Below are 15567 nucleotides of genomic sequence, written 5' to 3'. Positions count from 1 at the left end.
TTTTGGGGCCATTTATGCGGATCATCAGTGTGAACGTCAATGGTATTCAGGCTGCAGTCGAGCGAGGTTTGCTCAGTTGGCTGCAGGCACAGAATGCCGACGTCATCTGCCTGCAGGACACCCGCGCCTCCGCCTTTGAACTGGACGACCCAGCCTTCCAACTGGATGGCTACTTCCTTTATGCCTGCGATGCTGAAGTCCCTACCCAAGGCGGTGTGGCTTTGTATTCGCGGTTGCAACCGAAGGCGGTCATCAACGGCCTCGGCTTCGAGACAGCCGATCGCTACGGGCGCTACCTGCAAGCCGATTTCGACAAGGTCAGCATCGCGACCTTGCTGCTTCCATCAGGGCAGAACGGCGATGAAGACTTGAACCAGAAGTTCAAGCTAATGGACGATTTCGCCCGTTATCTGGATAAACAGCGGCGCAAACGTCGCGAGTACATTTACTGTGGCTCGCTCTACGTTGCGCAACAGAAGCTGGATATCAAGAACTGGCGCGACAGCCAGCAATCCCCAGGCTTCCTGGCGCCAGAGCGCGCCTGGATGGACGAGATTGTCGGCACCATGGGTTATGTGGACGCACTGCGTGAAGTCAGCCGTGAAGGCGATCAATACAGCTGGTGGCCGGACAACGAACAGGCCGAGATGCTCAACCTGGGTTGGCGTTTCGACTATCAGTTGCTGACGCCAGGGCTGCGTCGCTTTGTGCGCAGCGCACGCCTGCCGCGCCAGCCGCGTTTCTCGCAGCACGCGCCGCTGATCGTGGACTACGACTGGACACTGACCATCTAAAGGTCTTTTCGCAGTCATAAAAAAGCCGACATCACTGTCGGCTTTTTTGTGCGCGCCGGATTTACTTGATCAAGCGCCAAGTGAATGGGTACCGATAAGCCACCCCCTCACCTGCCTTGACGCCGGCAATGATCGTCAGCACCAGCGCACCGATCGCCAGCAAGCCAAACATGAAGAAGCCGACGATCACAAACATCAGCAGGAAGCAGACCGCCGAGGCAATGGCGACGGTGAGCTGGAAGTTCAGCGCCTCCTTGCCCTGCGCATCGATGAAGGGATCCTTCTCGCGCTTCATCTGCCAGAGCACCAGCGGGCCGATCAGGGTACCGAACGGCACCCAGATCCCCAGCAAGGCGGACAGGTGACAAAACATCGCCCACTGACGCACCTCGTGAGAGGGGGTCGGTAGCGGCAGTTGATCATCACTCATAGCGCTCTCCTTGCTGGACGCCGGGGCAATCAGTCAGCCAGGGCTGCCTGCTGCAGTTGGAAAATCTCGGTCATGCCTTTCTGGGCCAGGGCCAGCATGGCGTTCAGCTCGGCCGGCTGGAATGGCGCGCCTTCGGCGGTACCCTGCACTTCGATGAAACCACCGGTGCTGGTCATGACCACGTTGAGGTCAGTCTCGGCGGCCGAGTCTTCCAGGTAATCCAGGTCGAGCACCGGCTCGCCCTGATACATGCCCACGGACACCGCCGCGATCATCTGCTTGAGCGGATCGCCGCCTTTCAGGCCGCCACGCTTCTTGATGACTTTCAGCGCATCGACCAGGGCCACCATGGCACCGGTGATCGAGGCCGTGCGAGTGCCGCCATCCGCCTGGATAACATCGCAATCGACGTACAAGGTCACGTCGCCCAGCTTGGACATGTCCAACGCAGCGCGCAGGGAACGACCGATCAAGCGCTGGATTTCCAGGGTCCGGCCACCCTGCTTGCCACGGCTGGCTTCACGCTGGTTACGCTCACCGGTGGCGCGCGGCAGCATGCCGTATTCGGCCGTCAACCAACCCTGGCCCTGGCCTTTGAGGAAGCGCGGCACGCCATTTTCAACGCTGACCGTGCAGATCACTTTGGTATCACCGAACTCGACCAGTACAGATCCCTCGGCGTGTTTGGTGTAGTTGCGGGTGATGCGGATCGAGCGGAGCTGATCGGCAACGCGACCACTTGGACGTTTCATAGGGGAACACCTGTACAGGGACGGAAAACTGCCGAGCATTATAAAGCCCGCAGCCACACCTGGGCACATCTAAAAAAGCCGGAACGCCGAGCGGGCCCGGAATCGGTGCACGGCGACGACCTGCAGCGCTTTGTCACACCGGCAGTTTGGGGGCGCCCATCGCACTGCGCTACAATCCTGCGCCTTCATAGCCTGTGGGCTTTAATTCATAACAATCAGGTCCGCCCACCCCCTTCTCGGCGGGCACCGGGCCTGAATCGGAGGTACCTCATGGTGCACAGCATGACCGCCTTCGCCCGGGTCGAACGGGCCGGCACTCAGGGCACCCTGAGCTGGGAACTGCGCTCGGTCAACAGCCGCTACCTGGAGCCGCACCTGCGCCTGCCGGAATCCTTTCGCGACCTCGAAGGCGCGGTACGTGAAGCCCTGCGCCAGGGTTTGTCCCGGGGCAAGCTGGAATGCACCCTGCGCTTTACCGAAGAAAGCACCGGCAAACCGCTGCAAGTGGACCGCGAGCGCGCCGCGCAACTGGTCGCGGCCGCCGAAACGATTGCCGGCCTGATCAAGAACCCGGCGGCGTTGAACCCACTGGAAGTCCTGGCCTGGCCCGGCGTGCTGGTGGGCGATGCCACAGACCCGCAAGCACTGAATGCCGACGCATTGGCGCTGTTCAACCAGGGCCTGAAAGAACTCAAGGCCGGCCGCGAGCGCGAAGGCGCGGAGCTGGCCCGGCTGATCAATGAGCGCCTGACGTCTATTGAAGAAGATGTCGTGACCCTGCGTGAACTGGTCCCGCAGATGCTCGCCACCCAGCGCCAGAAAGTCCTCGACCGCTTTGCCGACATGAAAGCCGAGATGGACCCGCAGCGCCTGGAACAGGAAATGGTCATGCTCGCGCAAAAGAGCGACGTCGCCGAAGAACTGGACCGCCTGAGCACCCATATCATCGAAGTACGCCGCGTGCTCAAGTCCGGCGGCGCTGCCGGTCGGCGCCTGGACTTCCTGATGCAGGAACTGAACCGCGAAGCCAACACACTGGGCTCCAAGGCCTTCGATCCACGCAGCACCCAGGCGGCGGTCAACCTCAAGGTGTTGATCGAGCAGATGCGCGAACAAGTGCAGAACATTGAGTAAGGCAACCGACATGAACCACAGCACAGGCACCCTGTACATCATTTCCGCCCCCTCGGGCGCGGGCAAGAGCAGCCTGGTCAAGGCCCTGACCGACGCCAACCAGGAGATCCGCGTCTCGGTCTCCCACACCACCCGCGCCATGCGCCCCGGTGAGGTGAACGGCGTGAACTATCACTTCGTCGAACGCAGCGAGTTCGTGAAGATGATCGAACACGGGGATTTCCTCGAGCGCGCCGAAGTCTTCGGCAACCTCTACGGCACCTCGCAAAGCCATCTGCAGCAGACACTGGACGAAGGCCACGACCTGATTCTGGAAATCGACTGGCAGGGCGCCGAGCAGGTACGCAAGCTGATGCCCCAAGCCCGCTCGATTTTCATCCTGCCGCCGTCCCTGCAGGCTTTGCACCAGCGCCTGACCAACCGCGGCCAGGACAGTGACGAGATCATTGACGGCCGGATGCGTGAAGCGGTCAGCGAAATGAGCCACTACGTCGACTATGACTACCTGATCATCAACGACGATTTCGCCCATGCGCTGGACGACCTGAAAGCGATTTTCCGTGCCAATCAGCTCCAGCAAAAGCGCCAACAACAGCGTTTTGGCAAATTGCTAGCTGAATTGCTGGACTAAAACAGCGCTTCCCAAAACGGCTGCAAGCGCTTTACATTGGTGCTTGTAGCGTGTCGAAGGGCCTGGTTAAAAAATCAGCGCTTCCCTAATCGCTGGTGATTTTTTAAACTGTTGAGTCCGCTCGCCCATCCGGGCAGCGCGCATATTGCATTTGCTACGAGGAAGACCATGGCCCGCGTAACCGTTGAAGACTGCCTAGAACACGTGGATAACCGCTTTGAGCTGGTCATGCTCTCTACCAAGCGTGCCCGTCAACTGGCCACTGGCGGCAAAGAGCCGAAAGTTGCATGGGAAAACGACAAGCCTACCGTTGTCGCCTTGCGTGAAATTGCTGAAGGCCTGATCGACTACGCCGCTATCGCCGAAGCCGAAATCGTTGAAGACGAGCCGCTCTTTGCAGCGTTCGAGGACGAGTCCAACGAGACTGTATAAGCCCATGCCTGGTCGACGTAGCACGGCGCGGGATCACCGCTTGCGGCAGGAGTCAGCATGCCGAGCATAGACGCCCTCGCCGATCGCTTATCGACCTATCTCGGCACGGACCAGGTCAACCTGGTCCGCCGAGCGTATTTCTACGCCGAACAAGCCCACGACGGCCAACGCCGCCGCAGCGGCGAGGCGTACGTCACGCACCCATTAGCGGTCGCAAATATTCTTGCCGATATGCACATGGACCATCAGAGCCTGATGGCGGCCATGTTGCATGACGTGATCGAAGACACCGGTATTGCCAAAGAGGCGCTTTGCGCGCAGTTCGGCGAAACCGTGGCCGAACTGGTCGATGGGGTCAGCAAACTGACCCAGATGAACTTCGAGACCAAGGCCGAAGCCCAGGCTGAGAACTTCCAGAAAATGGCCATGGCCATGGCTCGCGACATTCGCGTGATCCTGGTCAAACTGGCTGACCGCCTGCACAACATGCGGACCCTGGAAGTGCTGTCAGGCGAAAAACGCCGACGCATCGCCAAGGAAACCCTGGAAATCTACGCGCCCATCGCCAATCGCCTGGGCATGCACGCCATTCGCATCGAGTTCGAGGACCTGGGCTTCAAGGCCATGCACCCGATGCGTTCCGCGCGGATCTACCAGGCAGTCAAACGCGCCCGGGGCAACCGCAAGGAAATCGTCAACAAAATCGAAGAGTCCCTGAGCCACTGCCTGGCGATTGATGAAATCCAGGGCGAAGTCAGCGGGCGCCAGAAACACCTGTACGGCATCTACAAGAAGATGCGCGGCAAACGTCGCGCCTTCAACGAGATCATGGATGTCTACGCATTCCGCATCATCGTCGACAAAGTAGACACCTGCTACCGCGTGCTCGGCGCTGTACATAATTTGTACAAACCACTGCCCGGACGCTTCAAGGACTACATCGCCATTCCCAAGGCCAACGGCTACCAATCCCTGCATACCACGCTGTTTGGCATGCACGGTGTGCCGATCGAGATTCAGATCCGCACCCGGGAAATGGAAGAGATGGCCAACAACGGCATCGCCGCCCATTGGCTGTACAAGTCCAGCGGCGATGAGCAGCCCAAAGGCACCCACGCCCGGGCTCGCCAATGGGTCAAAGGCGTGCTGGAAATGCAGCAGCGGGCCGGCAACTCCCTGGAATTCATCGAAAGCGTGAAGATCGACCTGTTCCCGGACGAGGTCTACGTGTTCACGCCCAAAGGCCGGATCATGGAGCTGCCCAAAGGCTCCACGGCGGTCGACTTCGCCTACGCGGTGCACACCGACGTTGGCAACAGCTGCATCGCCTGCCGCATCAACCGGCGCCTGGCGCCGCTGTCCGAACCACTGCAAAGCGGCTCCACGGTGGAGATCGTCAGTGCCCCGGGCGCCCGCCCGAACCCGGCCTGGCTCAACTTCGTGGTCACCGGCAAGGCCCGCACCCACATTCGTCACGCCCTGAAACTGCAACGTCGCTCCGAGTCCATCAGCCTCGGCGAACGCCTGCTGAACAAGGTACTCAACGGCTTCGACAGCGCCCTGGAAAAGATTCCGGCCGAGCGCATCCAAGCCATGCTCCACGAGTACCGCCTGGAACTGATCGAAGACCTGCTGGAAGACATCGGCCTGGGCAACCGTATGGCCTATGTGGTCGCCCGCCGCCTGCTGGGCGAAGGCGAACAATTGCCAAGTCCGGAAGGCCCGCTGGCGATTCGCGGCACCGAAGGCCTGGTCCTCAGCTACGCCAAGTGCTGCACGCCCATTCCTGGCGATCCGATTGTCGGCCACCTGTCCGCAGGCAAAGGGATGGTCGTGCACCTGGACAACTGCCGCAATATCAGCGAAATCCGCCACAACCCGGAAAAATGCATCCAGCTGTCCTGGGCCAAGGATGTCACCGGCGAATTCAACGTCGAACTGCGCGTCGAACTGGAACACCAGCGCGGCCTGATCGCCTTGCTGGCCAGTAGCGTCAATGCCGCCGACGGCAACATCGAGAAAATCAGCATGGACGAACGCGATGGTCGTATCAGCGTGGTCCAACTGGTGGTCAGCGTGCACGACCGCGTGCACCTGGCCCGCGTGATCAAGAAACTGCGCGCCCTGATCGGGGTTATCCGCATCACCCGCATGCGCGCGTAGCCCGCTCATTACAAGGAGTCATTCATGACCAAGACCGTTATCACCAGCGACAAGGCACCTGCCGCCATCGGCACCTATTCCCAGGCGATCAAGGCCGGCAACACCGTCTACATGTCGGGCCAGATCCCCCTCGATCCAAAAACCATGGAACTGGTAGAGGGCTTCGAAGCCCAGACCGTCCAAGTATTCGAGAACCTGAAATCCGTAGCTGAAGCCGCCGGCGGTTCGTTCAAGGACATCGTCAAGCTGAACATCTTCCTCACCGACCTGAGCCACTTCGCCAAGGTCAACGAGATCATGGGCAAGTACTTCGAACAGCCCTACCCTGCCCGCGCCGCCATCGGCGTGGCTGCCCTGCCAAAGGGCGCACAGGTTGAGATGGACGCCATCCTGGTCATCGAGTAACACATCCGGCGCAACCTCCCAGGTTGCGCCGACTTCGTTCTGAAAGGATTTCCCCATGCGCAAAGCGCTAGCTCTTTCATTGCTCGCCCTGCTTCTCGGCGGCTGTGCCAGCGACCCTGCCAAGACGGACGTCAGCGGCACCTGGATCAACCAGGTGGCGATCGATGCAGCCTCCAAAGGCGGCCCTTTGCGTGAAGCCCTTCAGGCCTACGGCCCGAACCTGGAATGGGAAGTCAACACCAAGGCCGGCCAAGCGCGCTATACCAACGGTTTCGAGATCGCCGAAGGCAAGCTGCTGGGCGATGCATCCGGCACCTGGAAAGTCGATTTCTACGGCAGTGCCGGCACCGACTTGAAGCGTGACGGCAAGCAATTGCTGCAAGTGGCCAACGACAACGAACCGGAACAGGTCTTCGACCGCCCCAAGGACCCGGCTCCGGAAGGCGCTCCACTGGGCGCCAACTTCGAACGGGCCCTGTACTCGGCCTACCTGGGCGGTAGCTGGAAAATCCTCAGCGGCCCCGGCGAAGGCGGCACCGTGCAGTTCCAGGCCGATGGTGCGGTCCAAGGGCTGCCAGGTGCAGATCGCTTTGCCCTGTGCCTGGCAGGTGATTGCGCGTCCATGAGCGGCGGCAATGACAATGTCTGGCTGCAGCAGAACGGCCAGGGCAACCCGTGGATCTTTGTCCGCAAGGACCAGCAACTGGAGATCTACCAGGCCATCAACACGGCCCAGGCGGATGAAGTGCCCTCGCTGACCCCCGGCCCACGGCAATGGCTCCTGCAAAAACAGTGACGCAAAAAAGGAGCCCCAGGCTCCTTTTTCTTTAGCGGCTTAACGGCTGGCTCAGCACTTGCCTTCGAGAATCGCCGCATAACCCTCGCGATAACTCAGGTACCGAGGCACCCAGCCCAGCGCCCTGGCGCGCGCGTTGGTGCAGCGCTTGCTGCCGGCACGACGCACACTGGCGTCCTCCGACCACTCGGTCACGCCGAGGTATTCCCGCAGCCAGCCCACCACGTCCGCCAAGGGCGCCGGCGCGTCATCGACACCGATATAACAGTCATCCAACGCCTCGCCCCGCAGGTCCGCCTGTAGCAGAAAGGCCAGCAACCCCGCCGCATCGTCGGCATGAATGCGGTTGCCATACAGCGGCGGCTCCACGGCCACCCGATAACCCCGGCGCACTTGAGTCAGCAGCCATTCACGACCAGGCCCGTAAATTCCGGTCAAGCGCACCCGGCTGGCCGGAATGCCGCTATCGAGGGCCACCTGCTCCGCCTCCAGCATCAGCCGTCCCGAATACCCACTCGCTTCGGTGGGCGACGTTTCGTCCACCCACTCACCGTTCTTTTGCCCATACACGCTGCTGCTGGACACAAACAATAAGCGTCGCGGCCGCTGCCCGTGCTGCTTGAGCCAACCAAGCACATGCTGCAAGCCCTCGATATAAGCCGCTCGATAACCCGCCTCATCGTGATCGGTGGCGGCCGCGCAATACACCAGGTAATCCAGCTCATTGGACGGCCAAGTCGGCGGGCATTGCTCGCTGAACAGATCGCCAGCCACCCCGATCACACCTTCCGGCAGGCGTGCGATGTTCCGACGCAGGCCATGCACACGCCAGTTCAGGCTGAGCAATTGAGTCGCCAGCCGGCTGCCGACATCACCACAGCCCGCGATCAAAACAGAAGGGACGGCCATCAAAAAACTCCGTTCATAAAAGGTGGCACCCGCCGCGACAATGGACGAACGGCTGGAAGTGAAAGAAAAAAAGATACTCTATTACTTTTGTTAACAAGAATTAATTGCAATAATACGCACCCATTTGTTCTCGGCCCCACGAGGCCTAGAAGGACATCTACCTCTTTCCCTCTTAGGTCCGGCCAGCATGACAAGCAATCAACTCTCCGCCTCGCCAAGCAAACGCCCAAGCCCGATGCGCGCCATGAGCGCAGTTGCCGCGCTGTTGTGCAGCCTGTTGCTGGCACCCACGGCAGCCCTTGCCGACGCCCAGGCACCTGCCACTCCGCCAGCCGCCGCTGCTGCCGCGCCGGCACCCGCCGATCATACAGCGCCGGCTGCCGCTGCACAGGCCACCGACCCTGTGCTGGCCGAAGGCGATGTCGCTGACGACACCAATGAAGTCCTCGAAGCCGACAACACCCTGGGCATGGCCCACGACCTGTCGCCGTGGGGCATGTACCAGAACGCCGATATCATCGTGAAACTGGTGATGATTGGCCTGGCCATCGCTTCGATCATTACCTGGACCATCTGGATCGCCAAAGGCCTGGAGCTGATGGGCGCCAAACGTCGCCTGCGCAAAGAAATCCTGGCCTTGAAACAAGCCACTACCCTCAAGGAAGCCAGCGCCAGCGCCACCAAAGAAGGCACCCTGGCCAACCTGCTGGTCCACGATGCCCTGGAAGAAATGCGCCTCTCGGTCAACAGCCGCGAGAAAGAAGGCATCAAGGAACGCGTCAGCTTCCGCCTTGAGCGCCTGGTAGCCGCCTGCGGCCGCAACATGAGCAGCGGCACCGGCGTACTCGCCACCATCGGTTCCACCGCGCCGTTCGTCGGCCTGTTCGGTACCGTGTGGGGCATCATGAACAGCTTTATCGGCATCGCCAAAACCCAGACCACCAACCTTGCTGTCGTGGCCCCCGGCATCGCCGAAGCCCTGCTGGCTACCGCTTTGGGTCTGGTCGCTGCGATCCCTGCGGTGGTGATCTACAACGTCTTCGCCCGCTCCATCACCGGTTACAAGGCCCAGGTGTCCGACGCCTCGGCTGAAGTCCTGCTGCTGGTCAGCCGTGATCTGGATCACGCGCCGGGCGAGCGTTCCGCACAACCGCACATGGTGAAAGTGGGGTAATTAGCCATGGGCCTGCATTTAAAAGAAGGCGCGGCCGACGACCTCGCCGAGAACCACGAAATCAACGTCACGCCGTTTATCGACGTGATGTTGGTACTGCTGATCATCTTCATGGTTGCGGCGCCCCTGGCGACCGTGGACATCAAGGTTGACCTGCCTGCTTCCACCGCCAAACCGGCACCACGCCCGGAAAAACCGGTGTTCCTCAGCGTCAAGGCCGACCAGCGCCTGTTCCTCGGCGAAGACGAAGTGAAGGCCGAAGCCCTCGGTGCCACCCTCGACGCCCGGACTCAAGGCAAGAAGGACACGACGATCTTCTTCCAGGCTGATAAAGGCGTGGATTACGGCGACCTGATGAGTGTGATGGATGCCCTGCGGGCCGCCGGATACCTGAAAGTCGGCCTGGTCGGACTCGAGACGGCAGCCAAGAAATGATCACGACGCGCCAAAAGCTGACGCGTTACAGCGGTAGCCTGGCGGTGGTGCTGGGCGTCCATGGAGTGGCGATTCTGCTTGCCCTCAATTGGTCGCGCCCGCAGCCGGTGGAGCTGCCTCCGCAAGCGATGATGGTCGAGTTGGCGCCGATTCCGGCCCCGCCTCCGCCCGCGCCGCCCAAGGTCGTAACGCCACCGCAGCCTCCTGCTCCGGTTGAAGAACTGCCGCTGCCGAAACTCGCTGAAGCACCGAAACCAACGATTTCCGTGCCCAAGCCGGTCAAGCCCAAACCCAAGCCGCAACCCCCCAAGCCGCTGGAGAAAAAACTCGAGCCGCCGAAGGAAAAGCCGACTGAGGATCCGCCCAGCGACGCCCCCACCGTAGCGCCGGCCACCAAGTCTGCCGCTCCGGCACCGGGCCCTTCGCCGTCGCAGATTGCCGCCAAGGAAAGCTGGCAAGGCACCCTGCTGGCCCACCTGGCCAAGTACAAGAAATACCCGCCAGGCGCCCAGTCCCGTGGCAAGGAGGGCTTGAACCGTCTGCGCTTCGTGGTCGATGCCGAAGGCAAGGTGCTGTCCTACGAGTTGGTGGGCCGCTCCGGCAACGCCGACCTGGACCGGGCCACCCTGGAAATGATCCGCCGCGCCCAGCCGCTGCCCAAGCCGCCGGCCGACATGCTCAACAACGGCTCGATCGAGATCGTCGCGCCCTTCGTTTACTCCCTGGAGAAACGTCGCCGCTGAGTCAGGCCTGCGCACGCGTGTACAAAGAAGCAAACACCAAGGCACCCTACAGGTGCCTTTTGTGTATCTGGGCCCGACAACCACGGATTGCCCAGTGTCACAGTGCGCACTCACTCTGATAACGTGCGTCTATCGGTTGCAGCCGGTATGCTTGGCCCGCAATCCCATGGACGCCCGCTATGACTCTTACAGAATTGCGCTACATCGTTACCCTCGCCCAAGAGCAGCACTTCGGTCATGCGGCCGAGCGTTGCCACGTCAGCCAGCCGACCCTGTCGGTAGGCGTGAAAAAGCTTGAAGACGAACTCGGTGTGCTGATTTTCGAACGCAGCAAGAGCGCGGTGCGTCTGACGCCGGTGGGCGAAGGCATCGTCGCCCAGGCGCAAAAGGTCCTGGAACAGGCCCAAGGCATTCGCGAACTGGCCCAAGCCGGCAAGAACCAGCTGACCGCACCGCTGAAAGTCGGCGCGATCTACACCGTCGGCCCTTACCTGTTTCCGCACCTGATCCCACAACTGCACCGGGTCGCCCCGCAGATGCCGTTGTACATCGAAGAAAACTTCACCCACATCCTGCGAGACAAGCTGCGCAACGGCGAGCTGGACGCGATCATCATCGCCCTGCCCTTCAATGAAGCCGACGTGCTGACCCTGCAGCTGTACGACGAGCCCTTCTACGTCCTGATGCCCAGCGGCCACGCCTGGACCAAGAAGGAAACCATCGACGCCAGCCTGCTCAACGACAAGAGCCTGCTGCTGTTGGGCGAAGGCCACTGCTTCCGTGACCAGGTCCTGGAAGCCTGCCCGACCCTGACCAAAGGCAACGACGGCGCCAAGCACACCACGGTGGAATCCAGTTCCCTGGAAACCATCCGCCACATGGTCGCCTCCGGCCTGGGCATCTCGATCCTGCCGCTGTCGGCGGTGGACAGCCATCACTACGCCCCGGGCGTGATTGAAGTGCGCCCCCTGACGCCGCCGGTGCCGTTCCGCACCGTGGCGATCGCCTGGCGCGCCAGCTTCCCACGGCCCAAAGCCATCGAAATCCTCGCCGACTCGATCCGCCTGTGCTCGGTGGCCAAGCCGCCCGCCGCCAGTTAAGCCGACGCAATGACTGAGCTGTCGAACGTGCCGGTCACGGCACTCAAGGGCGTCGGCGAAGCCATGGCCGAGAAGCTGGCCAAGGTCGGCCTGGAAAACCTGCAAGACGTGCTGTTCCATCTGCCCCTGCGCTACCAGGACCGCACCCGGGTGGTGCCCATCGGCGCCTTGCGCCCGGGCCAGGATGCGGTGATCGAAGGCACCGTCAGCGGCGCCGACGTGGTCATGGGCAAGCGCCGCAGCCTGCTGGTGCGCCTGCAGGACGGCACCGGTGGCTTGAGCCTGCGCTTCTACCATTTCAGCAATGCCCAGAAAGACGGCCTGAAGCGCGGCACCCGCGTGCGCTGCTACGGCGAAGCCCGGCCGGGCGCCTCGGGGCTGGAGATCTACCACCCGGAATACCGCGCCATCAGTGGTGATGAACCGCCGCCGGTGGACCAGACCCTGACCCCCATCTACCCACTGACCGAAGGCCTGACCCAACAGCGCCTGCGCCAGTTGTGCCAGCAGAGCCTGGCCCTGCTCGGCCCCAGCAGCCTGCCCGACTGGCTGCCGGAAGAACTGGCCCGGGACTATCAACTGGCGCCCCTGGACGATGCGATCCGCTACCTGCATCACCCGCCCGCCGACGCCGATGTCGACGAACTGGCCCTGGGTCACCACTGGGCCCAGCATCGCCTGGCCTTCGAAGAATTGCTGACCCATCAACTGTCCCAGCAACGCCTGCGCGAGAGCCTGCGCTCCCTGCGTGCCCCAGCGCTGCCGGTGGCGAAAAAACTCCCGGGCCACTACCTGAGCAACCTGGGCTTTCCGCCCACTGGCGCCCAGCAGCGGGTCGGCAACGAAATCGCCTACGACCTCAGCCAGCCCGAGCCCATGCTGCGCCTGATCCAGGGCGACGTCGGCGCGGGCAAGACCGTGGTCGCCGCCCTGGCCGCCCTGCAAGCCCTGGAAGCGGGTTACCAGGTGGCTCTGATGGCGCCCACCGAGATCCTCGCCGAGCAGCACTTCATCACCTTCAAGCGCTGGCTCGAACCCCTGGGCCTGGAGGTCGCCTGGCTGGCGGGCAAGCTCAAGGGCAAGAACCGCACCGCCGCCCTGGAACAGATCGCCGGCGGCACGCCGATGGTGGTGGGCACCCATGCCTTGTTCCAGGACGAGGTGCGCTTCAAGAACCTGGCCCTGGTGATCATCGACGAACAGCACCGCTTCGGCGTGCAGCAGCGCCTGGCCCTGCGCCAGAAAGGCGTGGGCGGACGCATGTGCCCGCACCAGTTGATCATGACCGCCACGCCGATTCCTCGGACCCTGGCCATGAGCGCCTACGCCGACCTGGACACCTCGGTGCTCGACGAACTGCCCCCCGGCCGTACCCCGGTGAACACCGTACTGGTGACCGACAGTCGCCGCGTCGAAGTGATCGAGCGGGTGCGGGCCGCCTGCGCCGAAGGCCGACAAGCCTATTGGGTCTGCACCCTGATCGAAGAATCCGAAGAACTTACCTGCCAGGCGGCGGAGACCACCTTCGAAGACCTCACCAGCGCCCTCGGCGAGCTGCGGGTCGGGCTGATTCACGGGCGCATGAAGCCGGTGGAAAAAGCCGCGGTGATGGCCGAATTCAAGGCCGGCAACCTGCAACTGCTGGTGGCCACCACGGTGATCGAGGTCGGTGTCGATGTGCCCAATGCCAGCCTGATGATCATCGAGAACCCCGAGCGCCTGGGCCTGGCCCAATTGCACCAGCTGCGTGGCCGGGTCGGTCGCGGCAGCGCCGCCAGCCACTGCGTGCTGCTGTACCACCCGCCGCTGTCGCAGATCGGCCGGCAACGCCTGGGCATCATGCGCGAAACCAACGACGGCTTCGTCATCGCCGAAAAGGACCTGGAACTGCGCGGCCCCGGGGAAATGCTCGGCACCCGCCAGACCGGCCTGCTGCAATTCAAGGTCGCCGACCTGATGCGCGACGCCGACCTGCTGCCCGCAGTGCGTGACGCCGCCCAGGCCTTGATCGAACGCTGGCCCCATCACGTCAGCCCATTGCTGGAGCGCTGGTTGCGCCACGGCCAGCAGTACGGCCAAGTGTGAACCGCGTCTCAGTTAATGGACCATCGACCTAACCAAGCTGGTTATACTCTTCACCTTGTAGAAAAACGGATACAGGCCATGACAGAAGTTGCCCTCGCCACTGCAACCCCGCACGCTCCGTCTGTTATCCGGTTGCTGCTCGGCCAGCTGGCCATCAGTTACATCGAAGTCGCTGATCGCCCCGGACTGCCTGCCGAGCGCAAGGTCCAGGCCGTGCTGCTGGACGATGCCGTGGGTGCCCTCATGGTGCTGTTCCCGCAAAGCCAGTTGCTGGACCTCAACCGCCTGGCCGAACTCACGGGCCGGCGCCTCACTGCGGTGTCCACCGAACGCCTGGAGCGCATGCTCGGCAAGCACAGCCTGAGCCTGCTGCCGGGTTTGCCTGCACTGACCAGCTCGCCGTGCCTGTATGAAGAAAGCCTGCTGCGTGAACCCAGCCTGCTGATCAATTCCGGCGAGCCTGGCCTGCTCCTGGAAATCACCCGCGACGACTTCAAGAGCATGCTGAGCAAGGCCAGCGCGGCGAATTTCGGCGAGCCCCTGGCGACCATCCGCCCCAACCTCGACCGCCCGGACGATGACCGCGAGGAAATCTCCCAGGCCATGCAGGCCTTCACCGCGCGGCGCATCCAGCAGCGCCTGGAAGCCACCATCGAGATTCCACCCCTGGCCGAAACGGCGCAGAAGATCATCAAGCTGCGGGTCGACCCTAACGCCACCATCGACGACATCACCGGCGTGGTGGAAACCGACCCGGCCCTGGCTGCCCAGGTGGTGAGCTGGGCAGCATCGCCCTACTACGCGTCACCCGGCAAGATCCGCTCGGTGGAAGACGCCATCGTCCGTGTGCTGGGCTTTGACCTGGTGATCAACCTGGCCCTGGGCCTGGCGCTGGGCAAGACCCTGAGCCTGCCCAAAGACCAGCCACAGCAAGCCACGCCGTACTGGCAGCAATCGATCTACACCGCCGCGGTGATCGAGGGCCTGACCCGTGCCATGCCCCGGGCCCAGCGCCCAGAGTCGGGCCTGACCTACCTGGCCGGCCTGCTGCACAACTTCGGCTACCTGCTGCTGGCCCACGTGTTCCCGCCGCACTTCTCGCTGATCTGCCGCCACCTGGAGGTCAACCCGCACCTGTGCCACAGCTACGTGGAACAGCACCTGCTGGGCATCAGCCGGGAACAGATCGGTGCCTGGCTGATGCGCTACTGGGACATGCCGGACGAGCTGTCCACGGCCCTGCGTTTCCAGCATGACCCCAGCTACGACGGCGCCTACGCCGAGTACCCGAACCTGGTGTGCCTGGCCGTGCGCCTGCTGCGCAGCCGTGGCATCGGCTCGGGCCCGGACGAACAGATCCCCGACGCCATGCTTGAGCGCCTGGGCCTGACCCGGGACAAGGCCGAAGACGTAGTCAGCAAAGTGCTGGAAGCCGAAGTCCTGCTACGCGAACTGGCCTCCCAGTTCAGCCAAGCCTAACCCCCCAATGTAGGAGCTGGCTCGCCAGCGATAGCGCCCACAAAATCGCCATCGCCGGCAAGCCGGCTCCTACAACAGCGGCAATCACCCGCATACAACGCCCAA

General features: G+C 62.5%; 16 protein-coding genes. 13 read left to right on the top strand and 3 right to left on the bottom strand.

From position 1 onward, the window contains the following. Nucleotides 1-14 precede the first annotated feature (14 nt). Nucleotides 15-794 carry an exodeoxyribonuclease III gene (locus tag M1B34_RS06525; RefSeq protein WP_123327834.1) on the top strand — a complete coding sequence of 260 codons (780 nt, stop codon included), beginning with the start codon at nucleotides 15-17 and terminating at the stop codon, nucleotides 792-794. Between the two features lie 61 nt (nucleotides 795-855). On the opposite strand, the gene M1B34_RS06520 is transcribed toward M1B34_RS06525, so the two are convergent. Together M1B34_RS06520 and rph are read right to left on the bottom strand one after the other, a co-directional pair. Continuing rightward, on the bottom strand, nucleotides 856-1224 hold the full coding sequence (locus M1B34_RS06520; protein WP_268264702.1) for a DUF4870 domain-containing protein: 369 nt from the start codon (nucleotides 1222-1224) through the stop codon (nucleotides 856-858). Nucleotides 1225-1253: 29 nt separating this feature from the next. Continuing rightward, the gene (gene rph / locus M1B34_RS06515) at nucleotides 1254-1976 is read right to left on the bottom strand and encodes a ribonuclease PH (protein ID WP_123327836.1); all 723 of its coding nucleotides are present in this window, start codon (nucleotides 1974-1976) and stop codon (nucleotides 1254-1256) included. A 270-nt stretch (nucleotides 1977-2246) separates the two neighbouring features. Here rph and M1B34_RS06510 point away from each other — a divergent pair, with 270 nt between their 5' ends. The 6 genes from M1B34_RS06510 to M1B34_RS06485 all read left to right on the top strand — a co-directional run bounded on the left by M1B34_RS06510 (nucleotide 2247) and on the right by M1B34_RS06485 (nucleotide 7537). After that, a complete protein-coding gene (locus M1B34_RS06510; protein ID WP_123327837.1) occupies nucleotides 2247-3110 on the top strand; it encodes a YicC/YloC family endoribonuclease in 864 nt (287 codons plus the stop codon). Nucleotides 3111-3120: 10 nt separating this feature from the next. Next, complete coding sequence (gene gmk, locus M1B34_RS06505; RefSeq protein WP_123327838.1) at nucleotides 3121-3741, top strand: guanylate kinase; 621 nt, start codon at nucleotides 3121-3123, stop codon at nucleotides 3739-3741. A 168-nt stretch (nucleotides 3742-3909) separates the two neighbouring features. Continuing rightward, complete coding sequence (gene rpoZ / locus M1B34_RS06500; RefSeq protein ID WP_025130817.1) at nucleotides 3910-4173, top strand: DNA-directed RNA polymerase subunit omega; 264 nt, start codon at nucleotides 3910-3912, stop codon at nucleotides 4171-4173. Between the two features lie 57 nt (nucleotides 4174-4230). After that, nucleotides 4231-6336 (top strand): bifunctional GTP diphosphokinase/guanosine-3',5'-bis pyrophosphate 3'-pyrophosphohydrolase, encoded by a 2106-nt coding sequence (spoT, locus tag M1B34_RS06495; RefSeq protein ID WP_123327839.1) that lies wholly within the window; start codon nucleotides 4231-4233, stop codon nucleotides 6334-6336. Nucleotides 6337-6360: 24 nt separating this feature from the next. Next, nucleotides 6361-6741, top strand: a complete 381-nt coding sequence (locus M1B34_RS06490; protein WP_003176922.1) for a RidA family protein — start codon at nucleotides 6361-6363, stop codon at nucleotides 6739-6741. Nucleotides 6742-6796: 55 nt separating this feature from the next. Continuing rightward, nucleotides 6797-7537, top strand: a complete 741-nt coding sequence (locus M1B34_RS06485) for a hypothetical protein (RefSeq protein WP_268263696.1) — start codon at nucleotides 6797-6799, stop codon at nucleotides 7535-7537. A 51-nt stretch (nucleotides 7538-7588) separates the two neighbouring features. On the opposite strand, the gene M1B34_RS06480 is transcribed toward M1B34_RS06485, so the two are convergent. After that, nucleotides 7589-8446 (bottom strand): NAD-dependent epimerase/dehydratase family protein, encoded by an 858-nt coding sequence (locus tag M1B34_RS06480; RefSeq protein WP_268264701.1) that lies wholly within the window; start codon nucleotides 8444-8446, stop codon nucleotides 7589-7591. 187 nt (nucleotides 8447-8633) lie between these two features. On the opposite strand from M1B34_RS06480, the gene exbB reads away from it, so the two are divergent. The 6 genes from exbB to M1B34_RS06450 all read left to right on the top strand — a co-directional run bounded on the left by exbB (nucleotide 8634) and on the right by M1B34_RS06450 (nucleotide 15462). Then, complete coding sequence (gene exbB / locus M1B34_RS06475; RefSeq protein ID WP_268263695.1) at nucleotides 8634-9620, top strand: tonB-system energizer ExbB; 987 nt, start codon at nucleotides 8634-8636, stop codon at nucleotides 9618-9620. A 6-nt stretch (nucleotides 9621-9626) separates the two neighbouring features. Continuing rightward, entirely contained in the window at nucleotides 9627-10055 is a 429-nt protein-coding gene (exbD, locus tag M1B34_RS06470) for a TonB system transport protein ExbD (RefSeq protein WP_268263694.1), read from the top strand. Then, the gene (locus tag M1B34_RS06465; protein ID WP_123327844.1) at nucleotides 10052-10798 is read left to right on the top strand and encodes a TonB family protein; all 747 of its coding nucleotides are present in this window, start codon (nucleotides 10052-10054) and stop codon (nucleotides 10796-10798) included. The genes exbD and M1B34_RS06465 overlap by 4 nt, the downstream gene beginning before the upstream one ends. A 179-nt stretch (nucleotides 10799-10977) precedes the next feature. Continuing rightward, nucleotides 10978-11898 (top strand): hydrogen peroxide-inducible genes activator, encoded by a 921-nt coding sequence (locus M1B34_RS06460; RefSeq protein ID WP_123327845.1) that lies wholly within the window; start codon nucleotides 10978-10980, stop codon nucleotides 11896-11898. A 9-nt stretch (nucleotides 11899-11907) separates the two neighbouring features. Then, on the top strand, nucleotides 11908-13983 hold the full coding sequence (recG, locus tag M1B34_RS06455) for an ATP-dependent DNA helicase RecG (protein ID WP_123327846.1): 2076 nt from the start codon (nucleotides 11908-11910) through the stop codon (nucleotides 13981-13983). 78 nt (nucleotides 13984-14061) lie between these two features. Then, the gene (locus M1B34_RS06450) at nucleotides 14062-15462 is read left to right on the top strand and encodes an aminoacyl-tRNA deacylase and HDOD domain-containing protein (RefSeq protein ID WP_268264700.1); all 1401 of its coding nucleotides are present in this window, start codon (nucleotides 14062-14064) and stop codon (nucleotides 15460-15462) included. Nucleotides 15463-15567: the final 105 nt, after the last annotated feature.

Source organism: Pseudomonas morbosilactucae (genome assembly GCF_023241715.1).
GTDB lineage: Bacteria > Pseudomonadota > Gammaproteobacteria > Pseudomonadales > Pseudomonadaceae > Aquipseudomonas > Aquipseudomonas morbosilactucae.
This window is presented reverse-complemented; position numbering and strand designations above follow the sequence as displayed.